Genomic DNA, 12,211 nt, shown 5'->3' with positions numbered 1-12,211 from the left:
ACAGGGGGTCACAGGCGTGCGGCGTGGATCGGGCTGACGAGGATCGCCCGGGCGCCGAGGTCGTAGAGCGCGTCCATGATGAGGTTCGCGTCGTCGCGCGGGATCATCACGCGGACCGCGGCCCAGTCGCGGTCGTGCAGCGGCGACACGGTGGGCGACTCGATGCCGGACGCCACCGCCGTCGCCTGCTCGAGCAGGGCCGTGGGGACGTCGTAGTCGAGCATCACGTAGCCACGGGCGACGAGCACGCCCTGCAGGCGTCGGCGGAGCACGTCGATGCCGGGGATGGTCTCGTCGGTGGAGACGAGCACCGCGGTCGACTCGAGGATCACCGGGCCGAAGATCTCGAGGCCCGCCTGCCGGAGCGTGCTGCCCGTCGACACGACGTCGGCCACGGCATCGGCGACACCGAGCCGCACGGCGCTCTCGACCGCGCCGTCGAGCTTCACGAGCGTGGAGCTGACCCCGTGCTCGGCGAGGAAGGCCCCGACCAGGCCGGGGTAGCTCGTGGCGACCCGGACGCCGTCGAGGTCCTGCAGCGAGCCGAACCGACCGGGCGTGCCGGCGAACCGGAAGGTGGAGTCGGCGAAGCCGAGCGCGTCGACCTCGTGCGCCTCGGACCCGGAGTCGAGCAGCAGGTCGCGGCCGGTGATGCCGACGTCGAGCGCGCCGGACCCCACGTACGTGGCGATGTCCCGCGGGCGGAGGAAGAAGAACTCGACGCCGTTGCGCTCGTCGAGCAGGTGCAGCGCCTTCGGGTCGCGGCGGCCGGCGTACCCGGCCTCCCGCAGCATGTCGGACGCGGTCTCGGACAGGGAGCCCTTGTTGGGCACGGCGATGCGGAGCATCAGTGGGTCTGCTTTCTGTGGGGTCGTCGGCGGTCGTCGGTGCGCCGGGCGGCGCTTCCTACAGATGTCGCCAGACGTCCGCCGGGGTGAGCCCCTTGGCGACCATGAGGACCTGGAGGTGGTAGATCAGCTGCGAGATCTCCTCCGAGGTGCGCTCGTCGCCCTCGTACTCGGCCGCCATCCAGACCTCGGCGGCTTCTTCCACGATCTTCTTGCCGATCTGGTGCACGCCGGCGTCCAGTTCGGCGACGGTGCCGGAGCCCTCGGGGCGCGTGCGCGCCTTCTCGGTGAGCTCCTGGAACAGGTCGTCGAACGTCTTCACGGGGTCCAGGCTACCGGTCTCCGCTGACGCTTCCGACGCACCGTCCGGACGGGAGGCAGTGGTCGCCCCGGTGACACCGGTACCGTCCGACGCTCCCCCGGTCACGAGCGAGCCCGAGCGGCGGCCTCGCGCAGGTCGGCGATGCGCGCAGCGGGTTCGCCGCCGTACACCGCGGAGCCCGCGACCAGCGTGTCGGCACCGCTCCGGACGGCCTCGGCCACGGTGTCGACGGCGATCCCGCCGTCCACCTCGAGCCACACGTCGAGCCCGGAGGCATCGACGGCGGCGCGGGCGTCGGCGAGCTTCGGCATCACGGACGGCATGAAGGACTGGCCGCCGAACCCGGGCTCGACGGTCATGAGCAGGATCATGTCGTATGCGTCGAGGTGGTGCAGCACCTGCGTGATCGGGGTGCCGGGCTTCACGGCGACGGCGGCGCGGGCACCGTTCGACCGGATCGCCGCGGCGGTCGCCACCGGGTCGTCGGCTGCCTCAAAGTGGAACGTGACGCTCGATGCACCGGTCTCGGCGTACTTCGGCGCGTTGCGGTCGGCATCGGTGATCATCAGGTGCACGTCGAGCGGCACCGGCGACACCTGCTGCAGGCGCTGCACGATCGGCAGCCCGAGCGTCAGGTTCGGGACGAAGTGGTTGTCCATCACGTCGACGTGCACCAGGTCGGCGGTCTCGATGCGCTGGAGTTCGCGCTCGAGGTTCGCGAAGTCGGCGGACAGGATGCTCGGCGAGATGCGGATCGTCACCGGGCAAGCCTACCGGCGTGCGCCTGCCTGGCTGCGCTGCCCGGGTGCGCGCGGCGCCGTCCGGGGGCGGGGTCAGCCGTCGCCGAGGGCGCGCGTGCCGAGGTCGGACCGGAGCATCGTCCCGAGTGCTGCTTCGACCAGCCGCTCGCCCTGCGGGCGGTCGATCCGGCGCGACACGACGAGGCCCGCGATCCCCTGCATGGTCGCGGCGAACAGGAGCTTGAAGGTGGTCCGGGCGTCCTCGCCGGGCTCCGGCGCGGACGCTCCGAGCGCGCCGTCGAGCACGGCGAACAGCGATTCGGCGGCGGTCTGCACGGGACCGGACCGGCCGGCCGTCGACGCCTGGAACATGAGGTCCATGAGCGCCGCGTCGTCGATGGCGAAGTCGACGTACGCCATGGCGACCCGACGGAACCGGTCGTCGAGGTCGCCCGAGCCGGAGAGGGCCCGGCGCACCGCGGTGGTCAGTCGCTCGAAACCGAGCACGGCGAGGGCGTCGAGGAGTGCCTGGCGGTCGACGAAGTGGCTCCGCGGCGCACCGTGGCTGACCCCGGCGCGCCGCGCCAGGTCACGGAGGGACAACCCGTCGACGCCGTCCTCGCGCAGGACCTGGACGGCCTCGTCGAGCAGCACGGCCCGCAGGTTCCCGTGGTGGAAGGGACGCTCCGGCATGGGGAGAGCCTATCGCAGTACTAGGCATTGCCTATTTTCTAGTCAATGCCTAGATTGGGTGGATGACACCTCGACAGCACCTGCTCGTGTTCGGCGCGACCGGACAGACCGGCCAGCACTTCACCCGGCTCGCACTCGATGCCGGACACCGTGTCCGCGCCGTCGTCCGGACACCGTCGAAGCTGGCGGTCCAGCACGACGACCTGCAGGTCGTGCAGGGCTCGGTCACCGACGGCCTCGACCTCGACGCGCTGCTCGAGGGCGTGACGGGCGTGGTCGTGATGCTCGGGGACGTCGCCGCGCAGCGCGAGCGACCGGTCAACACCGCGTTCGTCCGCACGCTCGTGCCGGCCATGCGCCGGAGCGGCACCCGGCGGCTGCTCTACCAGGCCGGTGGGCTGAGTGCGCCTCCCGGCAAGCGGCTCGCGCCCGTGCTCCGCCTCGTCCGGTCGACGCTCGCGCGGGAGTACATCGGACAGCACGCGGACAACGAGTCGGTGATGCGCTACCTCGACGCCGAGGCGCAGGACATCGCCTGGACGGTCCACCGCGCCGGCATCGGTTCGGACGGCCCATCCAAGGGCGAGCTGCGCCGCTCGGCGCGGTGGATCAGCATCGGTACCTTCCGGGACTGCGCCGCGTACAACCTGCGCACCTTGTTCGACGACACGGCCGTGCACACGTGCGACGGCAGTGCCTACCGACGGTCGCGCTGAGCCCGATCCCGGTCGGCGGGGTGGTCAGTCGACGCGACGGAACAGCGCGATGAACATCGCGTCCGTCCCGATGCGGTGCGGCCACAGCTGCGCCGTGGCGCCGTCCGCGATCTCGGGGTCGCGTGCGGCAACACCCCGGACGATCGCGGCGGTGTCGAGCTGCTCGAGCCGGTCCCCGTGCCGCCCCATCAGCGCGTCGACCTGCCCACGGGTCTCGGCCAGGTGCGGCGAGCACGTCACGTACGCCAGGGTCCCGCCCGGTGCGAGCACCCGAACAGCGGCGTCGAGCAGTTCGGTCTGCAGGGCAGCAAGCTCCTCGACGTCCTCGGGGAGCTTCCGCCAGCGTGCCTCCGGCCGACGACGCAGCGCGCCGAGCCCGGTGCACGGGGCGTCGAGCAGGATGCGGTCGAAGGTCATCCCGGTGCCGTCGCGTCCGTACCGACGGGCGTCACCCTCGACGACCCGCACGTGGTCGCCGAACACACCGAGCGCGTTCCGCACGAGGCCGGCGCGGGCGGGCACGAGTTCGTTGGCGACGAGGGTCGCCCCACCCTGCTGCGCCTCGGCGGCGAGCAGCGCGGCCTTGCCGCCGGGCCCGGCGCACATGTCGAGCCACCGCTCCCCCGCACGCACGTCCGACGAGCGGCTCAGCGCCAGCGCGGCGAGCTGCGACCCTTCGTCCTGCACACGCAGGCGTCCGGCGGCGACGCCCGGCACGCGCGCCGGGTCGCCGCTGATGCCGCGGATGCCGACGGGAGACACCGGCGCGGCATCCGCCTGCACGACGGGCTCGCCGGCCCGGACGGGAGGCACGGTGCCGGTCACGCCGTCGGCCTCCGGTTCGTCGTCGGCGGGCACCAGGGCCGCGGGCACGTCGTCCGCACCGGTCGCGTCGGCGAACGCGGCATCGGTGTCGTCGTCCGGAGCGGTGCGGGCGGTCGCGGTGGCGATGTCCTCGTCGGTGGCGAGGCCGGGCAGGGCCGCGAGCTGCACCCGGGGTGCGGCGTTGTCGGCGGCGAGCAGGGCGGCGAGCTCGTCGCGGGAACGTTCGGCGGCCAGGGCGTCGCGGAGCGCCGAGACGACCCAGACCGGGTGCGACCAACGGGTGGCGAGCAGGGCGTCCCCGGCGCGGCCCTCCGTGATCAGGGCGTCCCACTCCTGGTCGGTGCGGGCGGCGATCTTGCGCATCACGGCGTTCACGAACCCGGTCGCGCGGCGGGCACCGACCTCGCGGGCGAGCTCGACCGTGGCGTCGACGGCGGCGTGCGTCGGCGTGCGCATGGCGAGCAGCTGGTGCGCACCGAGACGCATCACGTCGAGGACGTCCGCCTCGATGTTCTCGGCCCGGCGACCGGATGCCAGCGCGATGATCACGTCGTAGCGGCCGAGCATCCGGATCGACCCGTAGGTGAGCTCGGTCGCGAACCCGGCGTCGCGGGCGGTGAGCCCGGCGCGGCGGATGCGCGTCGGCAGCAGCAGGTTCGCGTAGGCGTCGTCGACCTGCACGGCGCGGAGCACGTCGAACGCCACGCGGCGGGCACTCGCCGGACGCGGGCCGCGGCGGGCACCCTGGGGCTTCGTCTGGGGGCTCATGCGAGGACCTTCCCGTCCAGTTCGCCGAGGCCACGGGCCCAGGCGGCGGCGTCCATCGCCTTCTTGCCCGCCGGCTGCACCTCGAGCAGCACCAGCGGGGTGTCGGCGGTCCCGACCAGCAGCCGACCGCCGTGGAGTGCGAGCGCACCGGGCGCGAGCGACGGGGCGGGGTCCTGCGTGCCTCCAGGCTGGAGGGTGCTGCGGAGCAGCTTCACGCGGGTCTCGCCCAGGTGGGCGTACGCGCCGGGCTCGGGCGTGACCCCGCGCAGCCGCGCGTGCACGACGGTGGCGGGCGCGGCGAAGTCGGTGCGGCCGTCGTCGATCGTGAGCTTCGGGGCGACCGTGGGCTCGCCGGACTGCTCGGTCGCGACGGCGGTGCCGGCGGCGATGGCGTCCACGACGTCCGCCACCACGTCGGCGCCGACGTCGGCCATCGCCGCGAGGACCTCGCCCGAGGTCGCCTCGGGGTCGATCTCGAAGGTCAGGGCGGCGTAGACCGGGCCGGCGTCCAGCGACTCGACCAGCTGGAAGACCGTGGCGGCGGTCCGGGTGTCGCCGGCCATCACCGCACGCTGCACGGGAGCAGCACCGCGGTACGCCGGCAGGTCGGAGAAGTGCAGGTTGATCCAGCCGTGCCGCGGGGCGTCGAGGGCCGGACGGCGGAGCAGTGCGCCGTAGGCGACGATCACGCCGAGGTCGACGTCGAGGTCCGCGATCCGGGCGGTGACGGCGTCGTCGACGCGCGAGGCCTCGATGACCGGCAGTCCGAGCTCCGCGGCGATGACGGCCACCGGGGTCGGGGTGAGGACACGCTTCCGGCCCTGCGGGGTGGCCGGCCGCGTGAGCACCGCGACGATCTCGTGGTCGGACGCCGCCAGACGGCGGAGGGTGGGGACGGCCGCAGCGGGGCTGCCGGCGACGACGAGACGCATGGGTTCGATCCTCCCACGCCGACGGGCCCACCCGACCCCGACCGCCTGTCCGGAGCACGCGGTGCTCGGCACTGCCTGTGCACCAGCAGAGCGTGGGCTGCGTAGGTTCTGGCGGTATCGACGGAAGGAGCACCATGACCGACCGAGACCTGCCCATCCCGGACTTCGACCACGTCCCGCTCGGCAACCTGACGGAGCACCTGACGGCCCTCGACCGCGAGCAGCTCGAGGTGCTGCTCGACCACGAGAACGCCCACGGCGCACGGTTGCCGGTGCTGGAGCGGATCCGTCACCGGATCGAGGCCCTGGACGGCGGTGCGGAGCCGACCGGTTCCGTGCCGGAGCACCTCCCCGAGACGACTGCGGGAGCCTCGGCACCCGCGGACGTCACGCCGGCCACCGCCGGTCCGACGATCAACCCGCCGTCCCACGGCGTGCCCACCAACCCCGCGCAGCCGCGCTGAGATCAGGAGACACCATGAGCGACGTCACCACCGCCACCAACCGCTACGCCGGTTCGTCCGTCCAGAAGGCCGCCCTCGTGGTCGGCATCGTGTTCCTGCTCGTCGGGATCGCCGGGTTCGTCCCCGGCATCACGACCGGCGACCTGGCCGGGGCCGGACACGAGTCGATGGGCATGCTGCTCGGCATCTTCCAGGTCTCCGTGCTGCACAACATCGTGCACCTGCTGTTCGGCGTCGTCGGACTGCTCGCCGCCAACCGTGCCTCCGGTTCGCGGATGTACCTGGTGATCGGCGGGATCGTATACTTCGTGCTGTGGATCTACGGCCTGTTCACCGCCGGCCACAGCTCGGGTGCGAACTTCGTCCCGCTGAACAACGCCGACAACTGGCTGCACCTCGTGCTCGCCATCGGCATGGTCGCCCTCGGCGTCGTGCTGCCGCGCGAGCGTCGTCGGCCCGCCAACGCCTGACCGGCCCCGCACCAGCCGGTCGCCGCACGGCGGCAGGCCCCGAACGACACCGCCGACGTCGCACGACGTCGGCGGTGTCGTTCTGTGTCGTCCAGCGCTCGGGCCCACACGGACCCGGGCGCGGTCAGACCTCGGAGAACGGCTCCGCGTCGTCCAACCGCACCCGCAGCGTCGGAGCGGCCCGTCGTCGGTTGCCGCCCTTGAGCACCCGCCGGGTCGACGAGCGCCGGATGACCTCGGCCTTGAGCGTCGCGGCGACCTCGGCCCCGTGCGCGTACGGGAACCGCACGATGGCCCGGACCGTGCCCGGCAACGTGTCGTCCTCGACCGGGACCGGGCCGAGCACCGGACCGACGACGGCGTCGCCGAGGGCCTCGACCGCAGCGGTGACGGCCTCGTCGGTGCCGGTCATCGTCGCCACCCGCACCGCCGGCGGGAAGTGGAGTTCGCGGCGGTCGGTGAGCTCGTCGTGCGCGGGACCGTCGAGCCGCCACAGGGCCATCGCCGACGCCAGCCGCCCACCGATCCCGACCAGGTACACCTCGGCACCGGGGGCCGACTTCGCGGCGGCGTTCGTCCAGAAGCGCAGCACGTCCTCCTGCACCCGCAGCCCTTCGCGGGCGAGCATCTTCTCGCCGTCGAGCAGCAGCACGCAGGCGTAGCCGCCCGGCACCGACGGCTCGGCCCCACGGGTGGCGACGACGACCGATGGCTTGGCGGGGACCTCGTCGAGCGGACGGGACCCGTCCGCGACGATGATCCGGGTGCCGGGGAACGCCCGCCCGAGCTCCTCCGCGGTGCGCTGTGCCCCCTGGCCGACCGGCTTCACGGTGCCGTTGCCGCACGTCGGGCAGCGGAACCCGATGGCCAGGGCGCCGCAGAACCGGCACTGGGGCGTGGCGCCGCGGTGTGGGCTGCCGAGCGGCCCGCCGCAGACCCGGCAGTGCGCGCGTTCGCCGCACTCGGCGCAGACCAGTCCCGTACCGAAGCCCGGGCTCGCGACCTGCACCAGGACGGCACCGTGCTGGCTGGCCTCGCGCGCGGCACGCCAGGCGGAACTCGGGATGCGCGCCTGTGCGGCGAACCCCTCGGCCCCGGTCTGCTGCACGGTGGGGATGACCTTCGGCGTCTTCACGCGGTAGGGCACGACGTCCTGCAGCCAGTGCAGCTCCACCAACCGTTGCACGTCGGTGCTGCGCGCGTGTGAGACGAACAGCAGCGCGGCCCCGGACTGGGCGGCCCGCACCAGGGCCACGTCACGCGTGTGCACGTAGGGCGCCCGCTGCTCGATGAACGAGGCGTCGCCGTCGTCCCACATCGCGATCAGGCCGAGCTCCGTCGCCGGCGCGTACATCGCCGTACGGTTGCCGATCGCGACCACCGGGTGCGTGCGGGCCTGCAGCAGGGCCTTCGCGCGTTGCCCGTTCGTCTGCTTGGCGTCGAACCGCACCACCCGTTCCGGCGGCAGCACGGCGAGCAGGGCGCGCTCGAGGTCGATGACGTCGCGGAAGTCCGGCACGGCGATCACCGCAGACCGCTCGGCCGCCACCGTGTGTGCGGCGGCCTGGGCGAGTGTCGCGGCCCATCCCGGGACCCAGACCGGTGCGTCCGCGTCACCCACCGCCACGGGCTGGGGCACGGCGGCGACCGCGGCGCGCCCGTGCTCCGTCACCACGGCCTCCAGGACGCCGTCGGCGTAGCCGGTGACGGGCGGGGCGGTCACCGGCGGCGGCGACCAGGCGGTGTCACGGGCGAGCCAGGCCTTCTCGGCGCGCACCTGCCGCGGCGGCACGGCGAGGCGCAGGACGTCGGAGGCGACGCCCGCGGCGCGGTCGGCGACGGCGCGCGCGAGGGTCCAGATCTCCGGCGCGAGCACGGGCACCGGGGACAGCACGGCCTCGATCTGGCTCAACTCACCCGGGTACTCGCCCTCGGTGACGATCTCGACCACGTAGCCGTCGGACATCCGGGCCCCGGTGCGCAGCGGCACCTTGACGCGGACCCCCGCGACGCAGTCGTCCTCGAGCTCGGCCGGCACCCGGTAGTCGAACAGACGGTCCAACTGCGGGAGCGGCGAGTCGAGGACGACGCGCGCGACGGTGGTCACGCGGTGCTTCAGACGGTCGCGGCGACGAGTCCTGCGGCGGCGCGGAGTTCCTCGACACGGTCGAGCTGCTCCCACGTGAACCCGGGGAGCTCGCGGCCGAAGTGGCCGTAGGTCGCGGTCTGCGCGTAGATCGGTCGGAGCAGGTCGAGGTCGCGGATGATCGCGGCCGGACGCAGGTCGAAGACCTGGCGGATGGCGGCCTCGATCGTGGCGTCGTCAACGTGTCCGGTGCCGAAGGTCTCGACGTACAGCCCGACGGGCTTCGCACGGCCGATCGCGTAGGCGACCTGCACCTCGAGCCGGTCGGCGAGCCCCGCGGCGACCGCGTTCTTCGCGACCCAGCGCAGCGCGTACGCCGCCGAACGGTCGACCTTCGACGGGTCCTTGCCGCTGAACGCGCCGCCACCGTGACGGGAGGCCCCGCCGTAGGTGTCGACGATCACCTTGCGGCCGGTGAGCCCGGCGTCGCCCTGGGGGCCGCCGATCTCGAAGCGACCGGTCGGGTTCACGATGACGTCGACGTGCGACGAGTCGAGGTCGACCAGGTCGAGGACCGGACGGATCACGTGCTCGGTAATCGCCGCGGTGAGCTCGTCGAGCGTGACGCTCGGCGAGTGCTGCGTGGAGAGCACGACGGTCTCGACGGTCTTCGGCACGACGCCGTCGTACCCGATGGTGACCTGGGTCTTGCCGTCCGGGCGCAGGAACGACAGCTCGCCCGACTTGCGGACCGCGGCCAGGCGCTCGGCCAGACGGTGCGCCAGCCAGATCGCGACCGGCATGTACTCGGGGGTCTCGTTCGTCGCGAAGCCGAACATGATGCCCTGGTCGCCGGCGCCCTGACGGTCGAGCGGGTCGACCGCACCGGTGCGGGAGTCGAGCGACTCGTCCACACCCTGCGCGATGTCGGGCGACTGCGCGCCGATCGAGACCTCGACACCGCAGGTGGCACCGTCGAACGAGACGTCCGACGAGTTGTAGCCGATGCCGGTGATGACGTCACGGACGAGCTTGGGGATCTCGACGTAGCCGGAGGTCGTGACCTCGCCGGCGACGTGCACGAGCCCGGTGGTCACCATCGTCTCGACGGCGACGCGCGCGTTCGGGTCGACCGTCAGCAGTGCGTCGAGGATGCTGTCCGAGATCTGGTCGCAGATCTTGTCGGGGTGCCCCTCGGTCACCGACTCGGACGTGAAGAGGCGGAGAGCAGCTGCAGTCACCGGGATCAGTCGGTGGGCTGCTGCTGCTTGGTGACGGTGAGCTTGTCCTCGTTGATCTCGTGGAGCGCGACGGACAGCGGCTTGTCGTCGATCGTCGAGTCGACGAGCGGTCCGACGTTGTCGAAGAGCGAGCCCTCGTGCAGGTCGGCGTAGTAGTCGTTGATCTGGCGGGCGCGCTTCGACGCGAAGATGACGAGCGCGTACTTCGACTCGACCTTGCTGAGCAGGTCGTCGATGGGCGGGTCGATGATGCCCTGGGGGTTGGCCATGGTGTCTCCTCGAAGTCAGTGCACCCGTCAGGGCGCAGAGAACAAGTCTACGACCTCACGTGCCGCGGTGCCGACATCGGAGTTCACGATCCGCACGTCGAACTCGTCCTGCGCGGCCAGCTCGACCTTCGCGGTCTCGAGGCGACGGGCCTGTTCCTCCGCGGATTCAGTGCCGCGGCCGATCAGCCGGCGCACCAGTTCCTCCCACGTCGGGGGCAGCAGGAACACGAGCACCGCCTCGGGCATGGCGTCGCGGACCTGCCGGGCGCCCTGCAGGTCGATCTCCAGCATGACCTTCTCGCCGGCGTCGAGCGCGCGGTCGATCGGCGGGCGCGGGGTGCCGTACCGGTACGAGTTGTGGACGGTCGCCCACTCGAGCAGCTCGCGGTCGCGGATCATGCGGTCGAACTCGTCGTCGTCCACGAAGTAGTAGTGCACGCCGTCGACCTCGCCGGGGCGCGGCTTCCGGGTGGTGGCGGAGACGCTGAGGTTGACGTCCGGGTAGTGCTGTCGGATGTGCGCGCTCACCGTGCCCTTGCCGACCGCGGTGGGTCCGGCGAGCACGACGAGCTTCGAGGCACCACGCTTGCGACCGCGGGCGGCGAGCCAGTCCGCCAGGGCGGTCCGCTGCCGGGTCCCCAGGCCACCGAGGCGCTTCGAGGGGGCGATCCGCAGGGTCCCCATGATCGCCTCGGCTCGTGCGGGGCCGATCCCCGGCAGGCTGACGAGCAGGTCACGGACCCGGAGCGAGCGTTCCGCCGAGGTCGTCTCGACCAGCGAGTCGTCCCACGCGGCACGGGCGACGTCGAGTGCCGAGCGCTCCCCCGACGCGATCGCGGCCTTCACCGCGGCCCGGGCGCGTCGCGCGGCGACGGCGGCCTTCGCCGCAGCGACGCGGTCGACCTCTGGCGGGGTCCGGTGGGCGGGCAGGCCCTCGTGCTCGTCGGTCACGCTGCCGCCACCAGTGCGGTGCGGATGCGGTCCGCGCGGTCGGTCACGAGCGCCGCGACGCCGTCCGGACCGTCGGTCAGCAGGCCGCGCGACTCGCTCACGAGCACCTGCTCGGCACGCGCGCCGTACAGCGCACGGAGGTCCTCGATGCGGGCGCCCTGGGCACCGAAGCCCGGGGCGAGGACCGGCGCGGTGCCGATTGCGTCCGCGTCGATGCCGAAGTCGTCGAGGTGAAGGGTCGCGCCGAGCACGAGCCCGACGTCGCCGAGGGCCTGATCGCCCACGGACCGGTTGTCGTCTGCCACGTCCAAGACGATACCGGCCGCGACCGTCCGGCCGGTACGCGGTCCTTCCGCGAGCACCGCGGTCTGCAGCACACGGGCCTCGGGGTTGCTCGTCGCCGCGAGCACGAAGACCCCGGCACCGTTCCGGCGCGCGACGTCGAACGTGCCCCGGAGCGAGCCGTACCCGAGGTACGGCGACACCGTCATCGCGTCGGCCGCGAACGGCCCGTCGCGGTCCAGCCACGCCAGCGCGTAGTCGTCACCGGTGGTCCCGATGTCGCCCCGCTTCACGTCGGCGACGACCAGGAGGCCCGCATCGCGCGCCCGGCGGATCGTCGCGTCGAGCGCACGGTAGCCCGCGACCCCCGCCGCCTCGAAGAAGGCGACCTGCGGCTTCACGATCGCCGCGCGGCCGGCGGCCGCGTCGACCAGGGTCGCGCCGAACGCCGTCAGGCCCTGCTCGTCGCGGGCGAGCCCCCACGCCGCCAGGGTGGCGGCGTGGGGGTCGATCCCGACGCAGAGCGGTGAACGCTCCCCCATGGCGGACGAGAGGCGCACGCCGAAGGAGGCCGGGCCTCCTGACCGGGTCGTGCCCACGCTGG

14 protein-coding genes are annotated in these 12,211 nt (G+C 73.0%); 3 read left to right on the top strand and 11 right to left on the bottom strand.

Annotated elements, in window-relative coordinates; genetic code table 11:
* Positions 1–8 precede the first annotated feature (8 nt).
* The 4 genes from hisG to BIU91_RS00200 form a co-directional block, all read right to left on the bottom strand.
* Positions 9–848, bottom strand: a complete 840-nt coding sequence (gene hisG / locus BIU91_RS00215) for an ATP phosphoribosyltransferase (protein WP_071403725.1) — start codon at positions 846–848, stop codon at positions 9–11.
* A 58-nt stretch (positions 849–906) separates the two neighbouring features.
* A complete protein-coding gene (locus BIU91_RS00210; protein WP_027465728.1) occupies positions 907–1,170 on the bottom strand; it encodes a phosphoribosyl-ATP diphosphatase in 264 nt (87 codons plus the stop codon).
* A 101-nt stretch (positions 1,171–1,271) separates the two neighbouring features.
* Positions 1,272–1,931, bottom strand: a complete 660-nt coding sequence (gene rpe / locus BIU91_RS00205; protein ID WP_071403724.1) for a ribulose-phosphate 3-epimerase — start codon at positions 1,929–1,931, stop codon at positions 1,272–1,274.
* A 72-nt stretch (positions 1,932–2,003) separates the two neighbouring features.
* Positions 2,004–2,603 carry a TetR/AcrR family transcriptional regulator gene (locus BIU91_RS00200; RefSeq protein ID WP_071403723.1) on the bottom strand — a complete coding sequence of 200 codons (600 nt, stop codon included), beginning with the start codon at positions 2,601–2,603 and terminating at the stop codon, positions 2,004–2,006.
* A 62-nt stretch (positions 2,604–2,665) separates the two neighbouring features.
* On the opposite strand from BIU91_RS00200, the gene BIU91_RS00195 reads away from it, so the two are divergent.
* Positions 2,666–3,319: an NAD(P)H-binding protein gene (locus BIU91_RS00195; RefSeq protein WP_027465731.1), complete on the top strand. Its 654-nt coding sequence runs from the start codon at positions 2,666–2,668 to the stop codon at positions 3,317–3,319.
* 24 nt (positions 3,320–3,343) lie between these two features.
* Here the strand turns inward: BIU91_RS00195 and BIU91_RS00190 are convergent, their stop codons facing one another.
* Both BIU91_RS00190 and BIU91_RS00185 read right to left on the bottom strand, forming a co-directional pair.
* Positions 3,344–4,912 carry a transcription antitermination factor NusB gene (locus BIU91_RS00190; RefSeq protein ID WP_253183647.1) on the bottom strand — a complete coding sequence of 523 codons (1,569 nt, stop codon included), beginning with the start codon at positions 4,910–4,912 and terminating at the stop codon, positions 3,344–3,346.
* Positions 4,909–5,844, bottom strand: a complete 936-nt coding sequence (locus BIU91_RS00185) for a methionyl-tRNA formyltransferase (protein ID WP_071403722.1) — start codon at positions 5,842–5,844, stop codon at positions 4,909–4,911. The genes BIU91_RS00190 and BIU91_RS00185 overlap by 4 nt, the downstream gene beginning before the upstream one ends.
* Positions 5,845–5,978: 134 nt before the next feature.
* Here BIU91_RS00185 and BIU91_RS00180 point away from each other — a divergent pair, with 134 nt between their 5' ends.
* Together BIU91_RS00180 and BIU91_RS00175 are read left to right on the top strand one after the other, a co-directional pair.
* Positions 5,979–6,308 carry a hypothetical protein gene (locus BIU91_RS00180; RefSeq protein WP_071403721.1) on the top strand — a complete coding sequence of 110 codons (330 nt, stop codon included), beginning with the start codon at positions 5,979–5,981 and terminating at the stop codon, positions 6,306–6,308.
* 14 nt (positions 6,309–6,322) lie between these two features.
* Positions 6,323–6,778: a DUF4383 domain-containing protein gene (locus tag BIU91_RS00175; RefSeq protein WP_071403720.1), complete on the top strand. Its 456-nt coding sequence runs from the start codon at positions 6,323–6,325 to the stop codon at positions 6,776–6,778.
* Between the two features lie 124 nt (positions 6,779–6,902).
* Here BIU91_RS00175 and BIU91_RS00170 read toward each other — a convergent pair whose 3' ends face one another.
* The 5 genes from BIU91_RS00170 to pyrF are packed head-to-tail and all read right to left on the bottom strand — an operon-like array spanning position 6,903 to position 12,206.
* On the bottom strand, positions 6,903–8,885 hold the full coding sequence (locus BIU91_RS00170; RefSeq protein ID WP_071403719.1) for a hypothetical protein: 1,983 nt from the start codon (positions 8,883–8,885) through the stop codon (positions 6,903–6,905).
* 8 nt (positions 8,886–8,893) lie between these two features.
* On the bottom strand, positions 8,894–10,105 hold the full coding sequence (metK, locus tag BIU91_RS00165; protein ID WP_110858970.1) for a methionine adenosyltransferase: 1,212 nt from the start codon (positions 10,103–10,105) through the stop codon (positions 8,894–8,896).
* 5 nt (positions 10,106–10,110) lie between these two features.
* Positions 10,111–10,374 carry a DNA-directed RNA polymerase subunit omega gene (gene rpoZ, locus BIU91_RS00160; RefSeq protein ID WP_017887186.1) on the bottom strand — a complete coding sequence of 88 codons (264 nt, stop codon included), beginning with the start codon at positions 10,372–10,374 and terminating at the stop codon, positions 10,111–10,113.
* A gap of 27 nt (positions 10,375–10,401) precedes the next feature.
* Positions 10,402–11,325 (bottom strand): guanylate kinase, encoded by a 924-nt coding sequence (gene gmk / locus BIU91_RS00155; RefSeq protein ID WP_239001435.1) that lies wholly within the window; start codon positions 11,323–11,325, stop codon positions 10,402–10,404.
* Complete coding sequence (gene pyrF, locus BIU91_RS00150; protein ID WP_290439499.1) at positions 11,322–12,206, bottom strand: orotidine-5'-phosphate decarboxylase; 885 nt, start codon at positions 12,204–12,206, stop codon at positions 11,322–11,324. The genes gmk and pyrF overlap by 4 nt, the downstream gene beginning before the upstream one ends.
* Positions 12,207–12,211: the final 5 nt, after the last annotated feature.

The sequence above is a fragment of the Curtobacterium sp. MMLR14_002 genome, assembly GCF_001864975.1.
Classification (GTDB): Bacteria; Actinomycetota; Actinomycetes; order Actinomycetales; family Microbacteriaceae; genus Curtobacterium; species Curtobacterium flaccumfaciens.
This window is presented reverse-complemented; position numbering and strand designations above follow the sequence as displayed.

Excerpts from the sequence above, each read along its gene's own strand:
- hisG (WP_071403725.1), bottom strand. The coding sequence starts at position 848 with ATGCTCCGCATCGCCGTGCCCAACAAGGGCTCCCTGTCCGAGACCGCG.
- BIU91_RS00200 (WP_071403723.1), bottom strand. The coding sequence starts at position 2,603 with ATGCCGGAGCGTCCCTTCCACCACGGGAACCTGCGGGCCGTGCTGCTC.
- BIU91_RS00195 (WP_027465731.1), top strand. The coding sequence starts at position 2,666 with ATGACACCTCGACAGCACCTGCTCGTGTTCGGCGCGACCGGACAGACC.
- BIU91_RS00190 (WP_253183647.1), bottom strand. The coding sequence starts at position 4,912 with ATGAGCCCCCAGACGAAGCCCCAGGGTGCCCGCCGCGGCCCGCGTCCG.
- BIU91_RS00185 (WP_071403722.1), bottom strand. The coding sequence starts at position 5,844 with ATGCGTCTCGTCGTCGCCGGCAGCCCCGCTGCGGCCGTCCCCACCCTC.
- BIU91_RS00180 (WP_071403721.1), top strand. The coding sequence starts at position 5,979 with ATGACCGACCGAGACCTGCCCATCCCGGACTTCGACCACGTCCCGCTC.
- BIU91_RS00175 (WP_071403720.1), top strand. The coding sequence starts at position 6,323 with ATGAGCGACGTCACCACCGCCACCAACCGCTACGCCGGTTCGTCCGTC.
- rpoZ (WP_017887186.1), bottom strand. The coding sequence starts at position 10,374 with ATGGCCAACCCCCAGGGCATCATCGACCCGCCCATCGACGACCTGCTC.